This window comes from Reinekea sp., assembly GCF_982785585.1.
The window spans coordinates 17,720-40,231 of sequence record NZ_CEYAVF010000007.1 but is presented as its reverse complement, the minus strand read 5'-3'; the positions used below and the strand labels follow the sequence as shown (position 1 = coordinate 40,231).

Annotated in this window: 21 protein-coding genes; 8 read left to right on the top strand and 13 right to left on the bottom strand. The window is 53.0% G+C overall.

The features are described 5' to 3' along the window. Together AC4FIC_RS04800 and AC4FIC_RS04795 are read right to left on the bottom strand one after the other, a co-directional pair. Positions 1-349 (bottom strand): hypothetical protein (locus AC4FIC_RS04800; protein WP_476194830.1); only part of this gene is annotated, 349 nt, incomplete at its 3' end. Between the two features lie 240 nt (positions 350-589). Then, positions 590-1,135, bottom strand: a complete 546-nt coding sequence (locus tag AC4FIC_RS04795) for an aldolase/citrate lyase/malate synthase family protein (RefSeq protein ID WP_100258526.1) — start codon at positions 1,133-1,135, stop codon at positions 590-592. 181 nt (positions 1,136-1,316) lie between these two features. Here AC4FIC_RS04795 and AC4FIC_RS04790 point away from each other — a divergent pair, with 181 nt between their 5' ends. Continuing rightward, positions 1,317-2,855: a DUF3612 domain-containing protein gene (locus AC4FIC_RS04790; RefSeq protein ID WP_100258525.1), complete on the top strand. Its 1,539-nt coding sequence runs from the start codon at positions 1,317-1,319 to the stop codon at positions 2,853-2,855. On the opposite strand, the gene AC4FIC_RS04785 is transcribed toward AC4FIC_RS04790, so the two are convergent. The 8 genes from AC4FIC_RS04785 to udk form a co-directional block, all read right to left on the bottom strand. After that, on the bottom strand, positions 2,852-3,475 hold the full coding sequence (locus AC4FIC_RS04785; RefSeq protein WP_100258524.1) for a histidine phosphatase family protein: 624 nt from the start codon (positions 3,473-3,475) through the stop codon (positions 2,852-2,854). The genes AC4FIC_RS04790 and AC4FIC_RS04785 overlap by 4 nt on opposite strands. A gap of 6 nt (positions 3,476-3,481) precedes the next feature. Then, a complete protein-coding gene (gene phnE / locus AC4FIC_RS04780) occupies positions 3,482-4,279 on the bottom strand; it encodes a phosphonate ABC transporter, permease protein PhnE (RefSeq protein WP_100258523.1) in 798 nt (265 codons plus the stop codon). A 19-nt stretch (positions 4,280-4,298) separates the two neighbouring features. After that, positions 4,299-5,099, bottom strand: a complete 801-nt coding sequence (gene phnE / locus AC4FIC_RS04775) for a phosphonate ABC transporter, permease protein PhnE (RefSeq protein ID WP_273284414.1) — start codon at positions 5,097-5,099, stop codon at positions 4,299-4,301. After that, complete coding sequence (gene phnC / locus AC4FIC_RS04770; RefSeq protein WP_100258818.1) at positions 5,087-5,872, bottom strand: phosphonate ABC transporter ATP-binding protein; 786 nt, start codon at positions 5,870-5,872, stop codon at positions 5,087-5,089. Before phnC ends, phnE (AC4FIC_RS04775) begins: the two co-directional genes overlap by 13 nt. A gap of 134 nt (positions 5,873-6,006) precedes the next feature. Beyond that, a complete protein-coding gene (gene phnD / locus AC4FIC_RS04765; RefSeq protein ID WP_100258521.1) occupies positions 6,007-7,044 on the bottom strand; it encodes a phosphate/phosphite/phosphonate ABC transporter substrate-binding protein in 1,038 nt (345 codons plus the stop codon). Positions 7,045-7,272: 228 nt separating this feature from the next. After that, entirely contained in the window at positions 7,273-8,625 is a 1,353-nt protein-coding gene (locus AC4FIC_RS04760) for a sigma-54-dependent transcriptional regulator (protein ID WP_100258520.1), read from the bottom strand. Beyond that, positions 8,626-10,533 carry a sensor histidine kinase gene (locus AC4FIC_RS04755; RefSeq protein ID WP_100258519.1) on the bottom strand — a complete coding sequence of 636 codons (1,908 nt, stop codon included), beginning with the start codon at positions 10,531-10,533 and terminating at the stop codon, positions 8,626-8,628. Positions 10,534-10,890: 357 nt separating this feature from the next. Next, a complete protein-coding gene (gene udk / locus AC4FIC_RS04750) occupies positions 10,891-11,523 on the bottom strand; it encodes a uridine kinase (RefSeq protein ID WP_100258518.1) in 633 nt (210 codons plus the stop codon). Positions 11,524-11,798: 275 nt separating this feature from the next. On the opposite strand from udk, the gene AC4FIC_RS04745 reads away from it, so the two are divergent. The 3 genes from AC4FIC_RS04745 (at position 11,799) to AC4FIC_RS04735 (ending at position 15,693) form a co-directional block, all read left to right on the top strand. Further along, complete coding sequence (locus AC4FIC_RS04745; protein ID WP_100258517.1) at positions 11,799-12,962, top strand: phosphoglycerate kinase; 1,164 nt, start codon at positions 11,799-11,801, stop codon at positions 12,960-12,962. Positions 12,963-13,075: 113 nt separating this feature from the next. Then, the gene (fbaA, locus tag AC4FIC_RS04740) at positions 13,076-14,152 is read left to right on the top strand and encodes a class II fructose-bisphosphate aldolase (protein WP_100258516.1); all 1,077 of its coding nucleotides are present in this window, start codon (positions 13,076-13,078) and stop codon (positions 14,150-14,152) included. A 176-nt stretch (positions 14,153-14,328) separates the two neighbouring features. Further along, positions 14,329-15,693, top strand: a complete 1,365-nt coding sequence (locus AC4FIC_RS04735; RefSeq protein ID WP_158524415.1) for a serine hydrolase domain-containing protein — start codon at positions 14,329-14,331, stop codon at positions 15,691-15,693. 55 nt (positions 15,694-15,748) lie between these two features. On the opposite strand, the gene AC4FIC_RS04730 is transcribed toward AC4FIC_RS04735, so the two are convergent. The 3 genes from AC4FIC_RS04730 to AC4FIC_RS04720 form a co-directional block, all read right to left on the bottom strand. Further along, complete coding sequence (locus AC4FIC_RS04730; RefSeq protein WP_100258514.1) at positions 15,749-16,399, bottom strand: LON peptidase substrate-binding domain-containing protein; 651 nt, start codon at positions 16,397-16,399, stop codon at positions 15,749-15,751. 181 nt (positions 16,400-16,580) lie between these two features. Further along, positions 16,581-17,171, bottom strand: a complete 591-nt coding sequence (locus AC4FIC_RS04725) for a hypothetical protein (RefSeq protein ID WP_100258513.1) — start codon at positions 17,169-17,171, stop codon at positions 16,581-16,583. A gap of 176 nt (positions 17,172-17,347) precedes the next feature. After that, on the bottom strand, positions 17,348-17,614 hold the full coding sequence (locus AC4FIC_RS04720; protein ID WP_100258512.1) for an accessory factor UbiK family protein: 267 nt from the start codon (positions 17,612-17,614) through the stop codon (positions 17,348-17,350). 389 nt (positions 17,615-18,003) lie between these two features. On the opposite strand from AC4FIC_RS04720, the gene glnK reads away from it, so the two are divergent. From glnK to AC4FIC_RS04700, 4 genes are all read left to right on the top strand, one after another. After that, positions 18,004-18,342, top strand: a complete 339-nt coding sequence (gene glnK, locus AC4FIC_RS04715) for a P-II family nitrogen regulator (RefSeq protein WP_100258511.1) — start codon at positions 18,004-18,006, stop codon at positions 18,340-18,342. Between the two features lie 27 nt (positions 18,343-18,369). Further along, the gene (locus tag AC4FIC_RS04710; RefSeq protein WP_273284857.1) at positions 18,370-19,587 is read left to right on the top strand and encodes an ammonium transporter; all 1,218 of its coding nucleotides are present in this window, start codon (positions 18,370-18,372) and stop codon (positions 19,585-19,587) included. A 257-nt stretch (positions 19,588-19,844) separates the two neighbouring features. Continuing rightward, positions 19,845-21,788 carry an acetate--CoA ligase gene (acs, locus tag AC4FIC_RS04705; protein ID WP_100258509.1) on the top strand — a complete coding sequence of 648 codons (1,944 nt, stop codon included), beginning with the start codon at positions 19,845-19,847 and terminating at the stop codon, positions 21,786-21,788. 167 nt (positions 21,789-21,955) lie between these two features. Further along, a complete protein-coding gene (locus AC4FIC_RS04700) occupies positions 21,956-22,507 on the top strand; it encodes a DUF2058 domain-containing protein (RefSeq protein ID WP_100258508.1) in 552 nt (183 codons plus the stop codon). Positions 22,508-22,512: the final 5 nt, after the last annotated feature.

Genomic DNA, 22,512 nt, shown 5'->3' with positions numbered 1-22,512 from the left:
GGCTGACGCGGGTATCCAATTCGTCTTCTGGGTGCTTAACGCGGCTGGCAAAATACTGATCGATACCGCCGTCCATCAGATGCCGGCGCAGATCCGCAGGATTGTTCTTTTGATTGATCGCCAAGACCTGAGCCGAGACCTTGAGGCCCTGCTTGGTCAAGCGGCGGCCTAGGGTTTGCGCACTGTCTTTGGGCAGGTTGTTTTGCAGTACGGTGCGCCGACCGGCCATCAAATCGGCCACTTGGGCGTCTGAAAGGTGCAGTTCGGCTTTTAGCGCCAGGCTGATCTCGGTGCGGTTGAGTTCTCGTAAGAAACCTTCAAACACCAGATGGTAACGCTCGTATTCCATGCTCACAGTATCCTGACCAAGGGCAAAAAGGCAAAACCGTTACGCTACTGGATTGGCAGGCCGAATCAAGCGGCACTGGCTGACGTTGCGGCCTAGTTCGCGAAATGAGCGCGATGTCGGTGCGCGCCGCACTCCATTGAGTCTAGGACAGGCCAGGGCAGGGGTCCAATACGGCAGCTCAATACCCTGTTCGGCGCCTATTTCATGGGCGCCTCGGCTGCGCTGCCGACTGGCAGGTCTTCAGGCCACTCGGTAGGCATCACCATCGGTGCCCGTGAAGTCGCGTGCGATCCCGTCAGGCTGGGCGACTCGTGCGTCGGGACCGATCAGGCTCGACCACCGCGCGCGCTCGGCACCGGTCATTCCTGAAGTTGCCACGGAACCGCTGCTTTCCAGCTGGATATCATCCAGATGGGCCCGATTCAGCGCCCCACGTTGACCCTGCGGATCAAAAATCAACTCGATATGACGTCCACTATCTGCTTTGAGCAGGATCGAGCTCGGGGCCTCTTTGGGGCCATTGAGGCCGACCAGCTGAACCGATTGGCGCAGGCCACTCTGTTGGCCGTCGTGGAAAAAAGCCAGCAAATGTTGGTAGTAAACGACATAGCTTTGCACGTCCCGATGGGACCCATGGGCGAGTGGACAGACCCGATCTAAAAACTCGTTGGCCAGGGTTAGCTGCTGTTCGATCGACTCGGCCTGAATAGGGTTTTCGGACACAACCGCCGGACGGAATTGATCGACTCGTGGATCCTGTGCGCTCGTGTTTAAGGTCGTCATCATAGGTCTCTCTCTATTGGGTGGTGCCAAATGCCGCCAAAGGCTTCCGTTCTGAACCGAAGTCCATTGAGCGACCCGGTCATCAAAGCCTGCTCTTGGCTCGATGTCGATCGCTTGATTGGTAGCATAGGGTACTTCTTGTTATAATTTCACAATAAAAATTACACACTGTGAATTTTACAAAATGCGCGCCACTAAAAGCCTGATCCGCCAAGCCCACTTTCTCGGCACCAAGATCCGCAATATACGCAAGCGGAACAATCTGACCATGGATGACCTCTCGACACGCTGTGTCAGGGTGGATCCTGAAGCAGCGCCGTCGGTGTCTTATCTGTCGATGATCGAGCGCGGTAAACGGGTGCCCAGTATCGATATGCTCGAGACCATCGCCTCGGTGTTCCAAAAGGATATCGACTGGTTTCTTGACGATGAGCCCGAGCCGCAGGCCATTACCCCAGTTAAGAGCCGCACTCAGGGCGGCCTGTTGGGGATGGCCTTGGAGCCGAGCTTTCTGTTTTCCAATGATATTTTGCAGATTGCCCTGCCCGAATTGTTGAGCCAAACCGGCGTGTCGGGCCAACAGTTTGCTCACCTATTGATTCGCGCCTATCAGGAGCACCATCAGAACCATTTCCCGGATTTGGAACGCGCCGCAGAAGCGGTGGGTCAGAAGCGAATGCCGCTGTCAGTCGAGGATCTAATGGTCTTGGCCGAAGCCCAAGGATTGAGCATTCGCTGGTTTACTCGGCCGGCCAGTGGTGTAGTTGATGGCCTGGGAGTCTATTCCCAAAACATCGTCAGTTCCTATATGGAACCGCCGGGAGTTTTATTCTTAAACGAAGTCTTGCGTGCCTATCCGACTCGCCTGAAATACGAACTGGCGGTCTACATCGGCCACTGTGTCCTGCACAGTAAAGACGGTTATTACAGCGTCAAGTCTGTGGGGGGCTCTCATGGCGACCGGTTCGACCGGCAGGGTCAAGTGCAGGCCGAGCAGAGCGCGGTCGATGCCCAAGATATCTTGCAGGCCTGGCGCAGTTTCGAATCGAGCTTCTTTGCTGGCGCGTTGCTTTGTCCCAGGGTCCCGTTTCGTCAGTTGCTGGAACGTCATGGCTATGAAGTGTCGGTGCACCAGCACGTCGGCGTCTCGGCATCGGTGGCCATGCGCCGCATGACCGCGGTCTCGCCCTATACTCACTGGCATTATTTTGATGCCTACGCACCCGGCAAGCTTAAGGCGGTGTATCGCGGCAATGGTATCCCATTGCCCTGGGGCAATATGCGCAGTCTTGAAAATCCCTGTCAGCAGTGGGCGGTATTTCGCAAGATGACCGATCAACAAACCGGTTCCTCGGCCCAAATATCCGTTCTGATGGTGGCCGGTGAGCCGAGGATCTTCTGTTGTGAGTCGATACGGGTCGCTGACATGGCCGGGAATGACCACGTCTTGTGCGCCGGCATTGATCTTAACCCGGCCCTTGAGGCTCAGGGCGTAGATGCCTTGGCCATGGCGGAGGCACTCAAAACGCTGTGCGCGGTAAGCGGTGGGGTCGCCCAAATTCCGAAAAATTTGCGCGACGAATTCGCTCGTGTGGCGAAAATTCTGAACATCAACTGGATCAGCCGTGGCGTGCAGGAAGACGCCCAACTAATCTGCGTGCGCGGCGGCGAGTGTCCGCGTCAACCGGCCTGTTATGGTGCCTGTGGCGGGTCGGCAAACTAGTTTGCGCTACGCGAACACTCGAGTAATGGCCCGGGGTACTCCTGGCCAGAAGCAATTAAGGGTTTAATTTCCGCCTGATGGTGATGCGCTAAGGTGCGATGCTGATGCGCAGGCTTGCCAACGAAAGCGGTCAATAATATTTGCAATAGATCGCCGTGCGCAACCAGCAATATCACCTCATGCTGATAGTGTTGTTCGAGTTCTTCGATGACCCCGAGCCCGCGTTGACGAACTTGCTCTACGGTTTCAATTCCGGCGGACCTTTGCAGCGCCGGCTCCCGATCTAGAGCCCAGATGGCAGGGTAGTTGCTATCGGACTTGCCTTCCCAGGCGCCAAAGAAGCGTTCCCGTAGGCCGATGTTAGACTGTGGCGTTGGCAACGCCAGGGTGTCTGCAAATAGCTTGGCGGTTTGGCTGGTTCTTAAAAAATCGGAACAGATAATCGCACTGATGGGTTTTCCCGCGTATCCGCTCGCGGCGGCACCAACCTGCTGCCGCCCCGGTGCTGAAAGACCAAAGCGGGTGCACCCGATGGCCGGATCGCTGACGATCAAGCCAGCCACATTGGCCTCGCTTTCACCATGACGCATTATCAAGTAGTGGTTTTTGAAGGTTTTCATAGGCAATTAGATTAACCGCTTGCGAATGTTGACCACCACTATTTCAGCCAAAATAACGACGACAAAGATGGCCAGTAAGGCTATCGATACGCGTTGCCACTCAAACAAATTCATCGCGTCATTGATGACCACACCAATACCGCCGGCACCGACCAGGCCCAATACGGCCGATTCGCGCACATTTATATCCCAGCGAAACAAGATGATGCTGAAAAAGGCAGGCATGACTTGCGGCCAGTAGCCCTTCATCAAGACCGACAGCCAGGGTGCACCAGTTGCCTGGATGGCCTCAACAGGACCCATATTGATATTTTCGATGGCTTCTCCCAAGAGTTTTCCGACAAAGCCAACCGAGCGAAAGGCTATCGCCAAGACGCCGGCAATAATGCCGGGACCAAAGATCGCCACGAACAGTAAGGCCCAAACGAGCGAGTTAACGGATCGAGACGAGACCAGAAAGAATCGGGCTATCCACTGGCTCCAAGCGGACGCCACCACGTTGTTGGCATTCATAAGGGCGAGCGGCACAGCGAAGATCAGGGTTAACAGGGTGCCAAGGGTGGCTATATTGAGCGTTTCAATCATCGCGCCGTGCACGCTAATTGGATAGTAGGCGAAATCGATTGGCCACATACGAGTAAACAGATCGGCCATCTGCTCTGGCGCATCAAAGAAAAATTCCGGAATGACTTCAACGGTTTGAATGGACAGCACCAAAGCCATGACCAAGACCAGATAGACCGCGTAGCGCGATAGCTTCTGAGTCAGAGTGAAGCGTTGCCAGTGGTAATTTACGGTGTTCATTTGATCAGTCTCCACTCGATTAATTAAAGATTCGACGCACCACATTGGATAGTGCTTCACCCAACATGATTAACGCGATAATACTCATCAGAATTGCAGCCACAAAATCGTAATCGAAGCGCTGAAAAGCCGAGAACAGCGTTCCGCCCAATCCACCTGCACCTACGATGCCGACCATGGTGGAATTTCGCAGGTTGGAATCCAGCTGATAGGTCGAAAAACCAATAAACCGGGAAAACACCTGGGGCATAACCGAAAACAAAATAAGGCTGACAAAGCCGGCGCCAGTGGCGCGAATCGCTTCCACCTGCTTTAAGGAAATCTCTTCAATCGCCTCGGCGAATAACTTGGCGATAAATCCGATGGAGGCCACAATTAACGTCAAAATGCCGGCCAAGGCGCCGAACCCAACGCTCTTCACAAACAGGATGGCGATAATCACCGGGTGAAAAGTACGACATAGGGCGATAAAGCCGCGCATCGGCACGGTAACCCAATTGGGCATCAAATTGCGCGCCGCGAACAGGCCAAAAAACAAGGACAAAAAAATACCCACTACGCTGGCAATGATGGCAATTTCCATGCTTTCTGCGAGGCCACTTAAGAGCAGTTCCCAGCGACTAAAATTGGGTGGAAACATGCGCGCCATCAATTGGTCCGCGATGCCCAGACCATGAATAAAGCGATCCCACGTTAGGCCCATGGCATTAAAAGAAAATACCAAATAGCCGGCCAAGACTAACCATGAGCCGGTCACCAGCCAGTTACGTTTGAACGGATTTTGTCGGTATTGAGCGTCGGTAGATTCTAAACCAGCCATGACTCACCTCCATAAATCTGCTTCAGGTGATCATCGGTAATACCATCCGGACTGCCGTCGTAGACAATCTTGCCGTCACTCATGCCGATAATGCGTTTGGCAAATCGGCTCGCCAGGGACACGTCGTGGATGTTTACTAAGGCGGGAATGTTTTTTTGCTGCGCGAACCGTTCCAGTAATTCCATGATCTCCACCGCGGTCTTAGGATCGAGCGAGGAGGTCGGTTCATCTGCTAATAAAATTCGTGGGTTCTGCATCACCGCGCGCGCGATACCAACGCGCTGTCGCTGCCCGCCAGACAGGCTATCGGCACGTTTTTTGGCGTGTTCAGTCAAGCCCACGGCATCGAGCAGTTCGAATGCGGTGTTGATGTCTTGTTGACTGAACTTACGCCGCCAGGCCGCCAACGACGACATATACCCTAAGCGTCCGGTGAGCACATTCTCAATGACGGTGAGGCGCTCAACCAGATTGTATTCTTGGAATACCATGCCGACTTGACGCCGCAGCTTGCGAAGTTGTTGGCCCCTGGCTTTACACAGATCCATGTTATCAAAAATTATTTGCCCTGCGGTCGGATCAATTAAGCGATTAATACAACGCAGTAACGTACTTTTTCCGGTGCCGGATGGGCCAATGATGGCCACGATACCCGATTCAACAATGCTGATATCAATGCCTTTTAGGATCAAATTGCCCGGTGTGTAGGCCTTTTCCAAACCCTTTATTTCCAGAAAGGGCGCGGTCTCAATATTGACTTGAGCAGATGTCATAATCATTTCCTGCAACGATTGTTTAGCTCGGCCGCGCCCTATGAAGGGGCGCTGCGCGAGTGCATACGGATGGGTAGTTGACGCTGAGTGTCAGCGTCGAGAGAGCGTCATAGACTATGACGCTCATGGTCTCACTAGTTGGCTTTCGCGGCGGCCGCGGCAGCACTTTTTGCAGCCTTGGCGGCATCTTTTTCAGCCAGCTGTTTCAGGCCCTGCTTGGTGTAGGCGGTACCGGTGGCATGGGCAATATCACGAATCACTTTCCAGTCGTCTTTAAAGGTGACTGGGTAAAAACGATCTGCGCCGCCAAAGGTCTCGCTCATTTTTGCCGAAAATCTAAATGAGAAGAAGGCTTCATTGATTTTCGCTACTAGATCCGGGTGTAAGTCGTGCGCATAACCAAACGCAGAGGTTGGGAAGCGTGGGCTGGTATAGAGAATGCGAAAGTCATCTGCGTTGATTCGACCTGCACTGGCCATACGGCTAAATACGTCAGAGGCTACCGGCGCTGCATCATAGTCTCCTGCCAAAACACCCATAATGGACTGGTCATGCTTGCCTGAATATTTAACGGTGTAGTCGACGTCAGGTGTTAGGCCCAATGCAGGAAACAGAGCACGTGGCGCCAAGTTACCCGAGTTGGAGGAGGCGGATGTATGAGCGACCATCTTGCCTTTTAGGTCGGCCATGGTGCGGATGTCGCTGTCTTTACGAGTAATGGCGATCAGGTTATAGCCCTGGAACGAATCAACGGTGCCTTTAACGGCGATGGGCACATAGCCACCCAGGTTTACAGCATAACCGGTAGGACCCGTGGAGAATCCGGCGATGTGCAGACGGCCGGAGCGGATCGCTTCAACTTCAGCAGCATTGGAATGCACAGTATAGTAGACCACTTTTTTGCCGGTTACGGCACTGAGGTGTTGTTGGAATTCAAAAAAGGCGTCCTTATAGACCGCTGGATCTTCAACGGGTGTATAGGTGAAGACCAGAGTGTTTGGATCTCGCCAATCGGCCGGATCTTTAGGGGAGTCTGCGACCATATCATTGTTCTCGTCGCAGAACTTTTCATCCAAAACACCGCGGTTGCCGCAGTCATCGGCCAGCGCAGCGCTGGCACTAAAGAGTAATGAAGTGGACAGTAACAGGGTGGTAAGAAGGGTCTTTTGCATTAGTTAGTTCCTATTTCTTATTTTTGTTTGGTGATCGTCCCAATCTGGGATGATTCGAAATTCGGTCCAGTCAGGCAAAAATGGCCTTATCAGAGAGTTAGCAAAAACGACGCCATCTATTGTTTATCCATACTTATCAACGGGTTAGGTTTATTTTTAGGTCCTTTTTGTCTAAAAAAGACAGGTCTGACCCATGCCGACATGACCAATAAGACGGATGTGTCCCTTTTACTCAGGAATTTTAAATAGCTGTTTGTCCAACTGATGTTTTTTGAGCTTCCGATATAGGGTTTTTCGGGTCAAATTCAGCAACTCTGCCGCCTCATGTAATTGGCCTTGAGCGGCGATTAAGCCTTCTTCGAGCACCTGACGTTCGTATAATTCCATCCGCTGGTCATAGCTTCCTGAACTGCCCTCTTCTGTGACCATCGCGGCCAACTTGGTTTCACTAATGCCCAGGACAAATCGGTCCGCTGCGTTCTTCAGTTCCCGCACATTACCCGGCCAATCGTGTTGTAGCAGGTGTGCAACCTCGGCTTGACTCAGCGCAGGTTGTGGCCGAGAGAATTGCACACTGGCCTTGCGCGCGTAATGATGAAACAGTGGCAAAACATCCTCCGGGCGATCCTTTAAGGGTGGGATGGTGATGCTGGCCACGTTTAAACGGTAAAAAAGATCTTTACGGAAATGACCACCTTGACCGAGCTGGGCCAGGTCATCTTTACTGGCAGCGATCACCGTCAACTTAACGGGAATGGGTTTGGTACTGCCGACGCGCTCAACTACGCGGTCCTGAAGCACCCGTAACAGCTTGATTTGCACGGGCAAGGGCATGGTCTCAATTTCATCGAGAAACAGCGTGCCACCGTCGGCCGCCTCAATCTTACCAATGTGACGTTTAATGGCTCCCGTGAAGGAGCCGGCCTCATGACCGAAGAGCTCACTTTCAATCAGGCTCTCACTGACCCCACCGCAGTTGATGGCGATAAAGCGTTTCTCATGTCGTTGACTAAACTGATGCAGAGCACGGGCTACCACATCCTTACCACTGCCGGTATCGCCATAGATGATGGTGTCGACGTTGGCCTGCGCCAGTGCCAGCACTTGCTGACGAATATTTTTGATGGCTGCGGATTCGCCCATGATAAAAGCTTCAACCCCGCTGTGTTGCTGAATGTCTTGTTTCAGATTTCGATTTTCCATCACCAGACGACGTTTTTCGGCGGCGCGCTGTAATTGGCCTAATAATTTTTTCGGCTGTAACGGCTTCTCAAGAAAATCATAGGCGCCCTCATTCATCGCCTCGATGGCCATGGGAATATCCCCGTGACCACTCATTAATAGCACCGGAATTTCGCTGTCTATCTGTTGCAGTTTACTCAGCAGTGTTAGGCCGTTCATTCGTGGCATTTTGACGTCACTCAAGATGACAACCGGACTGTTTTTTGCCAAGGTTAACAAGGCTTTTTCAGGTGATAAAAACCCTTTGACGCGGAACTCTTCCAGCTCGAGCATCTCAGTGAGTGCCTCGATGATTTCCCGATCGTCATCGATAATAATAATCTCAATGTCATGCAGCATTTAGCGTTCAGCCCTTTGTAATATCAGTGTGAAGCAGCTACCCAGATCTTCAGTCGATTGCACTCGGATATGACCGCCAAAATCTTGAATAATGTTATAGCTAATGGATAGACCCAGGCCAAGACCTTTGCCAACTTCTTTTTTGGTAAAAAAAGGATCAAAAATTTGCGATAGTTGGTTTTCTGGAATACCCATACCGCTGTCTTTGACATCGATTTGAACCTGCTCACCTTGGTCAGATACCTGAATTTCTAAGCTCTGGGTCCGACAATTTTCCATAGCATCTATGGCATTGGTCATCAGATTAACCAGGACCTGTTCGAGACGGATGGGTTCGGCAAAGACGGCCAGGCCCTTTGCACCGGGGATATAAATAAGTTCGCAACGCTGTTCTTTTAACCGATTCGATATCAGGTCTGCGGCATCCCTTATGACCCCATCTAGCTCAACCGGGCTGAGTTCCGCGCCGGCCTCGCGCGCGAAGGCTTTTAAATGCCGAGTGATGCCGGCAACCTTATCCAGTAACGACCTGATTTTATCCAGGCTCATAACCGCTTGCTCGGTTTGTTGCTTCTCCAAGCGGCGTCCGGCAGTGTGCAGGTGGCTGGCAATCGCCGTCAGGGGTTGGTTTATTTCATGCGTTATGCCAACGCTCAATTGACCCAAGGCGGCCAATTTACCAGCCTGTACAAGCTCATTTTGAGCCGCTTTCAACTGTGCCTCCGCGGCAATCCGTTCCTTTATTTCCGCCGACAGCTGGAGATTAGTGTGCTTCACTTCAATGGCAATATGTTGAAAGTGTTTTAAATCCCGCGCCATACTCGAGACTTCATCATCGCCGCGGATATTTATTTTCGTGTCGAGTTTTGCCGAGGCAATGGCACGCATGTTTTTTTGCAGTTCTAAAATTCGTTGTAAGACGTTACGGCGCACATAAAACCACGAGATAGATCCAGCGATCACTAAGCTGGCCAAAGACAGCAGCAAGATACTGCGGATGCTCAGGTCGATGGAAGCGATAGCACTCACCAGTGAACGGCTGATGCTGTCATTGGTCTGATTGGTATAGCGGTTAATCTGAGCCGCTAGCTGTTGGATATGATCCTGGCTATTTTGCAGTAAGTAGCTCTGTTGATAGAACAGATCCAGTTGCTCATTTTTTAACAAAAACAGCTTACCCTGGCGCGAGCCGATGATGAGCAATTTCTGAATATTTTGCAGAATGTCCGGTGCGATAAAAGTTGTTGAGATCTTGGTCAGTAATTTCTCAATTTGACCACCAAATTCTTCCAGGCGTAAGAAAGTATAGTCAAGCTCATTGTAAGAGGAATCATTACGCACCTTTTCAACCAAAGCCGAAAAATAATAAAGCCTGTTGATCACTCCGGCGATCGATTCCTCCTTGGCATAGTCAGATTTTAGTTCCAAAGCACTAATTAACGGCTGAAAGAGTGGATAGAGTAATTGGGATTGTTGATCAAGCTCCGTGCGAATCTGCTCACTGCGTTCGACACTTTGATTTAGCAGGGTTAAGCCATTGTGAATCTGTACGATTAGCTCGCGGAAGTAGCTGTTGTAATCCGGCAAGCTGCGCATCAGGCTATCCATCTCGTCAATTGCCACGCTCAGTTCTTGCATCGCTTGCAAACGTGAGAAATTCGAATCGCTGGTCATTAACAGTGGGGCGGTGGCGACAATCAAGCGGCTTTTATCGTTGAGCTTGGCCGCGGCATCCAACCAAGGGATATCCTGATGTTTCAGCAGCAATAAGCGTTCTCGCAGTTGCAGGTAGGTATTGGTGGTGAGCGCACTGGCCAGCAATGTGATGGACGAAATAAGCACGAAGGCGAGGAACAGCCTGCCGCCAATGCCGATATGTTTTAGCCACGATGTATCACGTCTAGCCATACTCAAAGACTCTTATAATTGTTTTTATAGTAGAGCGGGCGCTCCTGTTAAGGCTTAAATACAAGAAAAAACAGTGCCAACTCTACCACCCCATTATTATTGAGCTTGAGGCTACTTTGAGGACAAAATTGTCCCAAGGCAAGTCCTATGACCTCTTAGGGTGCGTTGATGTCGGTTCAAAAGCGGGTTAAGAATGCAGCCTGTCGCTTTGCCTGACCAGGCTTTGTGCATCGAGCAGCAGGGCTGCGATCGCCAGGATCACGGCCGGGGTGATAGGGCGGCCCCACCTCAGTGGGCATCTAGCGGAGTCAGTTGTGTCGACATACAGAGGTTTAATCGGCGCTCCGGCACATCAGCCTATTGCAGCAGCTGCTTGATGCGAGCCTTGAGCATTTCAATCACCACCCGATTCTTGCCGCCGCGCGGCACGATGATATCGGCATACTGTTTCGACGGTTGCACAAACTCCATAAACATCGGTCTGACCGTGCGTTTGTATTGCTCGATAACCGAATCGACGGTGCGTCCGCGCTCCTCGATATCGCGCTTGAGTCGCCGTAGCAAGCAGATGTCGAGATCGGTATCCATAAAGACCTTGGTATCGAGGCGTTTGCGGATGGTCTTATCATTGAGCAACAGGATACCTTCGACGATAATCACCCGAGTTGGCGCCAAGGTCTTGGACCGGTCGGAGCGGTTGTGCACGGTGTAGTCGTAGACGGGTATCTCTACCGTCTGTTGGTTGTGCAAGGCATCGAGGTGCTCGATCAACAAATCATGGTCAAAGGCGTTGGGGTGGTCGTAGTTGATCCGTTCGCGCTCCTCAAAGGTGAGGTCATCGCGTGCCTTGTAGTAACTGTCTTCCTTGATAATCGAAATGGCCCCGTTGCCCAGTTCTGCCTGTAACTCTTGATGAATGGTCTGCGCGAGGAGGCTTTTGCCGGAAGCCGATGCCCCAGCAATACCGATAAAGATCGAAGTTGAATTCATAGGGTGTCCATTCGCGCGGCTGTCGGGTTGAGTTCGGTACGCACTGCCAGGGTCAGCTGGTGAGGATTCAACATCGCATGCGACCGAGGTGAAAGTTCAGGTCGGGCGGATTTTAGATGGTTAAGCGACCGTTGTCGCGGCCAATGCTCAGTGACCCACCTGATTGGCGTCAATCATTTTGTAATAAAACTACATTTTGGGTGATAAAACAGCCCCATCTCGTTACAATAGCGCACCCAATTTTTTCATTTGTAGCCAAACTCTAAGGAATAGTCATGTCTGTGATCAAAATGTCTGATCTGGATCTCGCTGGTAAGCGAGTACTGATTCGTCAAGACCTCAATGTCCCGTTGGACGATGCCGGCCATGTCACCTCTGACAACCGCATCACGGCGTCATTGCCGACTATCAAGATGGCTTTAGCGCAAGGCGCCAAGGTAATGGTTATGTCGCACCTGGGCCGACCGACCGAAGGATTGTATGACGAGCAGTATTCCCTGGCGCCGGTTGCGGCCTATATGGGCAACTTGCTCGGCCGGAACATTCCGCTGGTCAAGGACTGGGTCGAGGGTGTTGATGCGGATGCGGACCTGATTCTTCTGGAGAATGTTCGCTTCAACAAGGGCGAAGGCAAGAATGAAGACAGCCTCGCCAAACAGATGGCCGCGCTGTGTGATGTCTATGTTATGGACGCCTTCGGTACCGCCCACCGGGCTCAGGCCTCAACCCACGGTGTGGCCAAGTTTGCGCCCATCGCCTGCGCCGGACCGCTGCTCGCGGCCGAATTGGAAGCCCTCGGCAAGGTCATGGATAACCCGGCCCGACCGATGGTGGCCATCGTGGGTGGCTCCAAGGTGTCGTCCAAGCTGACGGTTCTGGAAAGTCTGTCTACCGTTTGCGACCAGTTGATCGTCGGCGGCGGCATTTCCAACACCTTCGTCGCTGCCCGTGGCTTTAATGTTGGCACCTCGCTCTACGAAAAAGATCTGATCCCCAACGCACAGGCGTTGATGGCCCGTTTGGATATTCCCGCCGCGATCGATGTGCGCACCGCAGCGGAATTTTCACCCACGGCATTGGCCACGATCAAGCCGGTTGACCAGGTCACAGATGACGAGCAAATCATGGATTTGGGCCCTGAAACGGTGGCCAAGCTAGCCGAGATTATCAAGGGCGCCAAGACCATCTTATGGAATGGCCCGTGTGGCGTGTTCGAGTTCGATAATTTTGCCGAAGGCACGCGCGCCATCGCTGAAGCGATCGCGCAAAGCGATGCCTACTCGGTGCTCGGTGGCGGCGATGTAATCGCGGCGGTGCAGAAGTTCGGTATGGAAGATCGTTTTTCCTATATTTCGACCGGCGGTGGTGCCTTTTTGGAGTTCGTCGAGGGTAAGACCTTGCCGGCCGTCGCCATCTTGGAAGAACGCGCCAAGTCTTGATATGCTAAACTTCGGCCTGAGCGTCGGGGCAACATTTTTTTACCGCGGCCAGTCAGCTTTTCCCATTGACGGGCATGGCCGCCAAAATATGACTAAAGGTGAAAGGAAACTTCATGACTAAGATTCTAGATGTAGTAAAACCAGGCGTTGTCGCCGGTGACGATATGCAAAAAATATTCGCCATCGCTAAGGCTGAAAAATTTGCCTTGCCGGCCGTGAATGTAGTGAATACGGATTCGATCAACGCCGTATTAGAAGCCGCAGCGAAAGTACAATCGCCGGTTATCATTCAGTTCTCCAATGGCGGCGCTGGTTTTATGGCCGGTAAGGGCTTGAAGCTGGCCGGGCAAGAGGCCGCCATTCTCGGTGCGGTCGCCGGCGCGAAATATGTCCACGCGGTCGCGGAAAGCTATGGCGTGCCAGTGATTCTGCACACCGATCACGCGGCGAAGAAATTACTGCCGTGGATCGACGGCCTGCTCGATGCCGGTGAGCAACATTTTGCCGAAACGGGCAAGCCCCTCTTCTCATCCCATATGCTGGATCTGTCTGAAGAGCCAATCGAAGAAAACTTGGCCATCTGCGCACAGTACTTAACGCGTATGGACAAGATGGGCATGACCATTGAAATTGAACTGGGCATCACCGGCGGTGAAGAAGATGGCGTCGACAACAGTGATGTTGATCAGGACGACCTGTACACCAAGCCGGAAGAAGTCGCCCATGCTTATGAGGTGCTCAGCGCGGTGTCCCATCGTTTCACCATCGCGGCATCCTTTGGTAACGTTCACGGTGTCTACAAGCCTGGTAATGTAAAACTGCGACCGGGCATTCTAGCCGCCTCACAGACCTACTGTGGTGAGAAATTCGGCCTGGCTGAAAATGGCCTGACCTTCGTTTTTCACGGCGGTTCTGGTTCGTCACCCGCGGAAATTAAAGAGTCAATCGGTTACGGCGTGGTCAAGATGAACATCGATACCGATACCCAATGGGCGACTTGGAACGGTGTACGTGAATATTACCAAAGCAATGAAGGCTTCTTGCAAGGCCAGATCGGTAACCCAACGGGTCCTGATGCGCCAAACAAAAAATACTACGATCCTCGAGCCTGGTTGCGCGCCGCGCAAGTTAGCTTGGTGGGCCGTTTGGAACAGGCCTTCACCGAACTGAATGCGCTCAACCGCAACTAGTTCATAGCGAAAGCCATGAGCCGAGTCTTGACTCGGCTTTTTTATGTCTGCTCATCTAGATCCACCTAGATGGCACCACGTTTTACTCGACCGCTGTCCCGCCCGCATGGGCCTCTGCTGTTGCTTTTTATAGTCCCATGCTAAGGTGCGCAGCTTACCTATACTCGGTTCGCGCCATGCTAAAACTGTTGCGTAAAATCCTTATTCTATCCTGTCTTACGGTGATCAGCCTGTATGCCTTAGCCTATTGGGGCATGGGTTACACTCCCCTCTATCTCTATAACGCCCCGTCCGTAGCGACGGGCATCGGCGCCAAGTTGGCCTGCTCGGCACGGTTCGTGAGCGGCTATGATGCGCGTACCAGTGCCGCCGATATTCGCGTCTATGCGCCGATCTTAGCGCTACTGGATTACCAATATGATGATGCTCTGCAGCGTGTCTCGGCGACGCTGCTCGGTGTGAAGTCGCGCAGTGCCAGTTACCAACCCGGCATTGGTTGCGCGATCGATTACCCCGGCGTGACCACGCGCCAAGCACTGCGTTGGCCAGTGATGCGGGCGGCGCAGGCCGCTTGGCCGAAAGGCAACGCCGTGGTCAGCTTAGACCCGGGGATTCAGGCGCGACTCGATAAGCTGTTGGCGAGCGATAATGCCGCCGGTCTCGATACTCGAGCGCTACTCGTGGCCTATCGGGGCCGGGTGGTGGCCGAGTCCTATAGCGCGGGTGTCGATCAACACACGCCGCTGCTGGGCTGGTCGATGACCAAGAGCGTCAATGCGCTGGTGCTCGGTCATCTGGTGATGGTCGGTAAGGTTAATGTTGCTGAAACCGATCTGTTTCCAAGTTGGCATAAGGATATTCGGGCCGATATCAGTATTCGCGATCTGTTGCAGATGACCGATGGACTGGATTATCAGGAAGATTACGATCCGGGTGATACGGCAGTGCGGATGATGTTTCAGGAACCCGATGCGGCCGACTATATGCTCAAACGGCCGCAACTTCGGGCCCCGGGGCGGCACTTTAACTATTCTTCGGGCTCGGCCAATCTGCTGAGCCGGATTATTCAGGACCGCATCGGCGGCGATGAGCAGGCCGATCTGAACTATCTGGTGGACGAGTTCTTGCGCCCACTGGGTCTGACCAGCGCCGTCTTCGAGATGGACGCCTCCGGTCAACTAATGGGCAGCTCCTATCTTTATGCGACCGCACGCGATTGGGCCAAGGTCGGCCAATTGATGTTAAACGGGGGCGAGATTAATGGCATCCGGCTGGTCAGCGAGCAATGGGTCGTCGACTCGCTACAACCCAACGACTCCGACAATGAACAGGCGTACGGTTACCAATGGTGGCTGAACAGCGGCGATAGCCAATTGCGTTGGCCAGACTTGCCCGCCAATAGCTTCGCAGCGAGAGGAAATCGAGAGCAGCGGGTGATGGTCTTGCCAGATGCCGACCTGGTCCTTGTTCGACTTGGCTGGTCCGAAGGTGATTATCCTGATAATGAAAATTTCAAGCAGATACTCGACTGGTTTAACTGACCCAATGTGCCCTCAGATGAGGGCTTTTTCCACCATTGGCCAGACTATTGAGTATTCACAGCGAGGGCGGAATAGAGTTTAGGATTTCCAGGGCGGTATTTAGGCGCTCAAGTGGCGTGCGCTGTTCGAGAATAAACTGCATCGCGTCGCCATCCATCTGCAAAACGCTAAAGAGTTCGAAACTAAAAGCCTCGACCGATTTTTGCTGCCACGTTGCAGACGCCAGTTCGCCGGACAGCTCGGGCATATGCGCCGTGAGCGCGATCAGGCGGTGCAGCACCTTGTCTTGCAGTTGACGAGCGGCGCTGAGGTTCTCATCAGTCATCGGTAAATCGGGATACTCTTCACATTCATAGATCATAAAGGGAAGACTCTGTTTGGCTTCCAGTAGGCGATAACGTTGTTGAATATTCACCTGGATCATCAGTCGACCGTCGTCTAGCGTTTCATCGAGCTGACAGGGGCCTGCCGCAACAATGGTCACCGGTTTGTAGGTTGCCTGGTTCGATTGCAGGACCATCAGCCTATCCTGATCGGGTTTTGACGGGCGCAAGAGCTTCTCGACATGGCAGACCGCCAGCGGCGTTTGGCTATCCAGGCAGAACTGAATCATATCGCGATAGCGGGGTTCAAAGACGTGCAGCGGATAGCGGGTACCTGGAAAGGTGACGCAATTGGGAATTGGGAAGAGGGCAATCTCGGTCATAGTGCATCCGTATTGACGAGTTTTCGCATGGTACCACACAGTGGCGCTAAAGCGCGCCTTGCAACCCTGTGCCATAGTCCAGCGCAGCGCCGATTTAAGGCCAACCACGCCGCCCCATTTGCGGGCACGGTGTCGAACTAATCATTCAGAGCGTCGGCCTCTTGATCATAAACTGCCGATGCTAGAGCGAACCAAACTGGAAGCTGATAAAGAAGCCCGGGCTGGACAGGTCGTTTGCGCCGAGGCCAATGATGCCTGGATCGCTGGTCTGGCGAAACGAAGCGCCGAGGCCAATGGCCATAAAGTCGGTGACATTGACACTGACCTGGGTCGTCAGCTCGCTGACCAAAAAGGTACCGTCGGAATTGGCACCGTCCAGATTCACCATCGTCACCCCGCCAGCACCCAACAGCAACTGAGTGTCGACATGCGCCAAGGCTTCTGGGTTATAGGTGTAGCCGAGTATTAGGCCGCCGTAACTCATCTCCAATCGTTCATCGATGTCCCAATCCAATTCGTTTGCCAGGCTATAGATGCCCCCGCCGAGCGCAATGGAATGCCTGCCGGTGGTGAAGGTGGCGCCGCCGGATGCGCCTATCTCAAAGGTCTGTTCATTTTGAATTTGGCCGGATTTAAACATCGGTCCGCCATAGCCGCCCACTCGGGCGTTGTCCAAATCGATCAGCGTGTCCTTAGCCGATGCGCTCGTGGTGAGCGCGCTGCTGGCCAGCCATACTATCAGCGCAAGCCATTTAATTGTCGGATGTGCCATGCCAAAACGTCCTGTGTATAAATGAGTCTAAAACTCTAGCCACCTAAGGTGAACTCGAGCTGAATGGTTTAATGGTTATTGGATATCATAGCCTGCAGTAATGGCCGGCGTCGCTGCCTATGCCTGTGGCGATGGTCACGACTTCGCCGATAATTTGTGGTGGCTGTTCATAGCGCTCAATCCGCTTTTTGGGTGATGGTATCCAAGGCCGACTCCAGTTGTGCGAGCTGCTTTTCGAGATCATCGATCTTGCGCCGGGTCTTTTCGAGAATCAATTGTTGAGTATCAAATTCTTCGCGACTGACGACATCCAATTTCGCCAGCTGGCTGTGTACCAAGCTGCGCACATTGTGGCGGATTTCTTGGCTGGTTTGCTTGCCGTGCGCAAAGAGGTCATTGATCTGGTCACTGATTAAATCGAGCACGGCGTCGGGAGTTTTCACGGTTTAAACCTCGTTTAGTTATCAAAAAAGGGCGTGGTCCAAAAGTGGGCCATTCTAGTTCTTATCATCGCACCAATCAGGTGCGGTGAGCTATTTTGGTGCGCGATGAAAAGCTGTTAATTTCACAAACTAACCTAAGTTGTTGATTTTTATGTATTTTAAATGTTGGCACAACCTTCGCATTGTAAAGGATATAACTGCACACAGCATCACAAACCCTGCTGGGGTTTGCTTGCTAGGTGCCCATAGCGGCGAGCACCGAGGCCACAATTTAAACCTTGGGACTGCCAAAACGAAATGCTCGACCAGGCCGTCTCTGTTATAGAACACAAAACTATAGCAGAGACAGCTTAACGACGCATTGGATCGAACTACGTGGAGCGAAAGCCATGAAATTAGTGTCCGCCATTATCAAGCCCTTCAAACTGGACGATGTCCGTGAAGCGCTATCAGAAATAGGTGTCCAGGGTATTACCGTGACCGAAGTCAAGGGCTTTGGTCGTCAGAAAGGCCATACCGAATTGTATCGGGGTGCTGAATATGTAGTCGACTTCTTGCCCAAGGTAAAGGTCGACGTTGCCATCGGTGACGACCTGGTTGAGCAGGCTATTGAAGCCATCAGCAAGGCCGCCAATACCGGCAAGATCGGCGACGGCAAAATATTTGTCCTGCCCCTAGAGCAAGCTATTCGCATTCGTACCGGTGAGACCGGTAACGAAGCCATTTAATTCAACGGACCTAGACCGGAGAGCAATATGACAGAAGTATTCGAACTACAATATGCCTTGGACACCTTTTATTTCTTGGTGTGTGGCGCCCTAGTGATGTGGATGGCGGCCGGCTTTTCCATGTTAGAAGCGGGCCTGGTGCGCGGTAAAAACACCACTGAAATCCTCACCAAAAACATCGCCCTATATGCCATCGCCTGTGTCATGTACATGGTCTGCGGCTATGCGATTATGTACCCAGAGTTGGGTTCAACCTTTTTGGTCGGCATTGGCGGCAACGGCGTTGAAGGCGGTGACACCTATGCACCGTCCGCTGACTTCTTTTTCCAGGTGGTCTTTGTTGCTACGGCCATGTCAATCGTCTCCGGTGCCGTCGCTGAGCGCATGAAGCTCTGGGCATTCTTGGCCTTTGCCGTTGCCATGACCGCATTCATTTATCCAATGGAAGGCCGTTGGACTTGGGGCGGCGAATCCGTCTTCGGTATGTACAGTCTTAGCATGGTCGACTTTGCCGGTTCGGGCATCGTCCATATGGCTGGTGCTGCCGCCGCCTTGGCGGGTGTTCTCTTACTCGGCGCGCGTAAAGGCAAGTACGGTAAGAACGGTGAAATCAACGCTATTCCCGGTGCCAACCTACCGATGGCGACCCTGGGTACCTTCATCCTCTGGATGGGTTGGTTCGGTTTTAACGGTGGTTCAGTGCTGCAGACGTCTACGGTTGATACAGCCAACGCGGTTGCTGTTGTATTTCTGAATACCAATGCGGCGGCTGCCGGTGGTGCGATTGCCGCCATGGTGTTAGCGCGCATCCTGTTTAAGAAAGCAGACCTTACCATGATCCTCAACGGTGCCTTAGCCGGCCTGGTGACTATCACGGCCGGTCCTGATACACCCACACCACTGCTGGCGACCCTGTTCGGTGCCCTGGGCGGTATTGTCGTGGTGTTTAGTATCTTGGCCTTCGACAAGATTAAGATCGACGATCCAGTCGGTGCCATCTCTGTGCACGGTGTCTGTGGTTTGCTCGGTCTAGTATTGGTACCGATCACCAATGCTGATGCGACTCTAATGGGTCAGTTGGGCGGCGCAGCCACCATCTTTGTCTGGGTCTTCGGCGCTTCGTTGATCGTTTGGGCCATCTTGAAAGCCGCTATGGGCATTCGAGTGACCGAAGAAGAAGAATACGATGGCGTTGATGTCTCCGAATGTGGCCTAGAAGCCTACCCGGAATTCACCAAGGGCTAAGTACTATTAATTAATGACCAACGTCGGTGGGTTCAGTCCGCTGTATCAAAAAGGGCACCTTAGGTGCCCTTTTTTTGTGTCCGGCCCGGACAACAGTTGACCCCGCTGTAATCCCCTGCGACCCTAGAACTTAGGCGCCGCGTCGGCCAACCCGAAACGCGACTTCAGTCGTATGGACTAATGTCGCATTGTTAAAATTCTGTTAGTTTTCACAATAGGACTATCATAGCCACCATAGAATAATAAAAGGGGACAGCATGAATTCCGATCTTTTTCCGGTACCGGTATCCGCGCTCAGCACAACCAAGGTCACTAATGAGCAGTACCTTGAGATGTATCAGCAATCCGTCGACGACAATGAGGGCTTTTGGCGTGAGCAGGGCAAGCGACTCCACTGGTCAACGCCCTATACGGACGTAAAGGATGTTAGCTTCGATAAGACCAACCATCGCATCCGCTGGTATGGTGATGGTGAACTCAATGTTGCCTATAACTGTATCGATCGACACCTAGCCACTCGCGGCGAGCAAACGGCGATCATCTTCGAAGGCGATGAGCCCGGTGATGATGCCCATATCAGTTATAACGAGTTACACGCCAACGTCAGCCGAATGGCCAATGTCCTGAAGTCGTTGGGCGGTAAAAAAGGTGACCGGATCACCATCTACATGCCGATGATCCCAGAGGCGGCCTATGCCATGTTGGCCTGCGCGCGTATTGGTGCCATTCATTCGGTGGTGTTTGGCGGATTTTCACCTGAAGCGCTGGCCGGGCGCATCGAAGGCTGCGATTCGAATATAGTGATCACCGCCGACGAAGGCCTGCGTGGTGCCAAAGCGGTGGCCCTGAAGAACAATGTCGATCAGGCGTTGGAACAGCCCGGCACCGAATGCGTCCAGCACGTTCTAGTGGTGCGCCGCACCGGAGGCACCATCGGTTGGCACGATGGTCGGGATATCTGGTACCACGATCGTATGGATCAGGTGCCCATGGAGTGCCCCTGCGAGCCGATGAATGCCGAAGATCCGCTCTTTATTCTTTACACCTCCGGTTCAACCGGAAAACCCAAGGGCGTCTTGCATACCACCGGAGGCTATCTGGTCTACGCGTCGATGACTCACGAATATGTTTTCGACTATCAGGACGGCGACGTCTACTGGTGTACCGCGGACGTCGGCTGGGTCACCGGCCACAGCTATATTGTTTACGGACCGTTGGCCAACGGTGCCACGACCCTGATGTTCGAGGGCGTACCCTCCTATCCAACGGCGCAGCGCTTTGCCCAGGTGGTCGACAAGCACCAGGTCAACATTCTCTATACCGCGCCCACCGCGATTCGTTCGCTGATGGCCACCGGTGACATGGCGACCCAAGGTGCCGATCTGTCATCACTGCGCTTGCTCGGATCGGTCGGTGAACCGATTAATCCGGAGGCCTGGCATTGGTACTATAAGGCGTTCGGCAGCAGCAAGTGCCCGATTGTCGACACCTGGTGGCAAACCGAGACCGGTGGCATCCTGATTACCCCATTGCCGGGTGCTACGGCGCTGAAACCAGGCTCGGCGACGCGACCCTTTTTCGGTATTCAACCAGCATTAGTCGATAATGTTGGCCGCGAACTCGAGGGTGCGGTCGAGGGTAACCTGGTAATTACCGATAGCTGGCCGGGCCAGATGCGCTCGGTCTTTGGCGATCACGAACGGTTTATTGAAACCTATTTCAGCACCTACCCGGGCACCTACTTCACCGGTGATGGCGCGCGTCGGGATGAAGACGGTTACTACTGGATTACCGGTCGAGTCGACGACGTTCTCAACGTCTCCGGACACCGCTTGGGCACCGCTGAAATTGAAAGCGCTTTAGTAGCCCATCCTGCGATATCGGAAGCCGCCGTGGTTGGTTATCCGCATGATATCAAAGGGCAGGGCATCTATGTCTATGTCAGTCCAATGGCGGGCATTGTGCCCAGCGATGCGCTCACAGCTGAATTGAAGGCCTGGTTGCGTAAGGAAATTGGTCCGATTGCGACGCCCGATGTCATTCAATGGGCCGAGGGCTTGCCGAAAACCCGTTCGGGTAAAATTATGCGCCGGATCTTGCGTAAAATTGCCGCGCACGAATACGACACCTTGGGGGACACCTCTACGCTGGCCGATCCGTCCGTGGTCGATGTCTTGATTGAGGACAATAAAAAGCAATAGCCCCAGGACCGGCGATCGGCTGCCCGACTGGGTCGACCTTAACCTGAGAGTAAATAGAAAGCGGGCCTTGGCCCGCTTTTTTTTGCCCGAGCTTGGCCCTGGCGAGAAGCTTGCAGCCTAAAGCCGCTATGTGCTTCAATAAACGCTAAATATCACAGGGTTGTAACATGTCAAAATCACTGGCCGATCAGTTTTTGAAACTGGGCCTGGCGGACAAGAAACAAGTTCAAAAAGACAAGAACGAGAAGCGTAAAAACGATAAGGTCAATCGCAAGAACCGGGTTGAGACCGATGACGGTGAGTCCAAACAGGCGGTCGAGCAGGCGCGTTTGGCCAAGGTGGCCAAAGATCGCCAGCTGAATCTTGAGCGGCAACAAAAAGCGCAGGAAAAGTCCTTGGTGGCGCAGGTTAAACAGATCATCGAGACGACCCGAATCCACCTCGATGACGGTGATGTAAAGTTCAACTTTGCCGATCGATTCGACAATAAGATAAAATCGATCTACGTCAGCGCACAGATCCAGGTCGATTTAGCCCGCGGTAAGTTGGCCATTGCGACTTTCGAGAACCGCTTCTTCGTAGTGCCTCAGGCGGTCGCGGCGAAAATAATGGAGCGCAGTACCACCAGCATCCTATTTCTAGCCGACCCCCAAGCAGCGCAACCTGACGATGACGATCCCTATAAAGACTATGTCATCCCCGACGATCTAATGTGGTAAGCGAC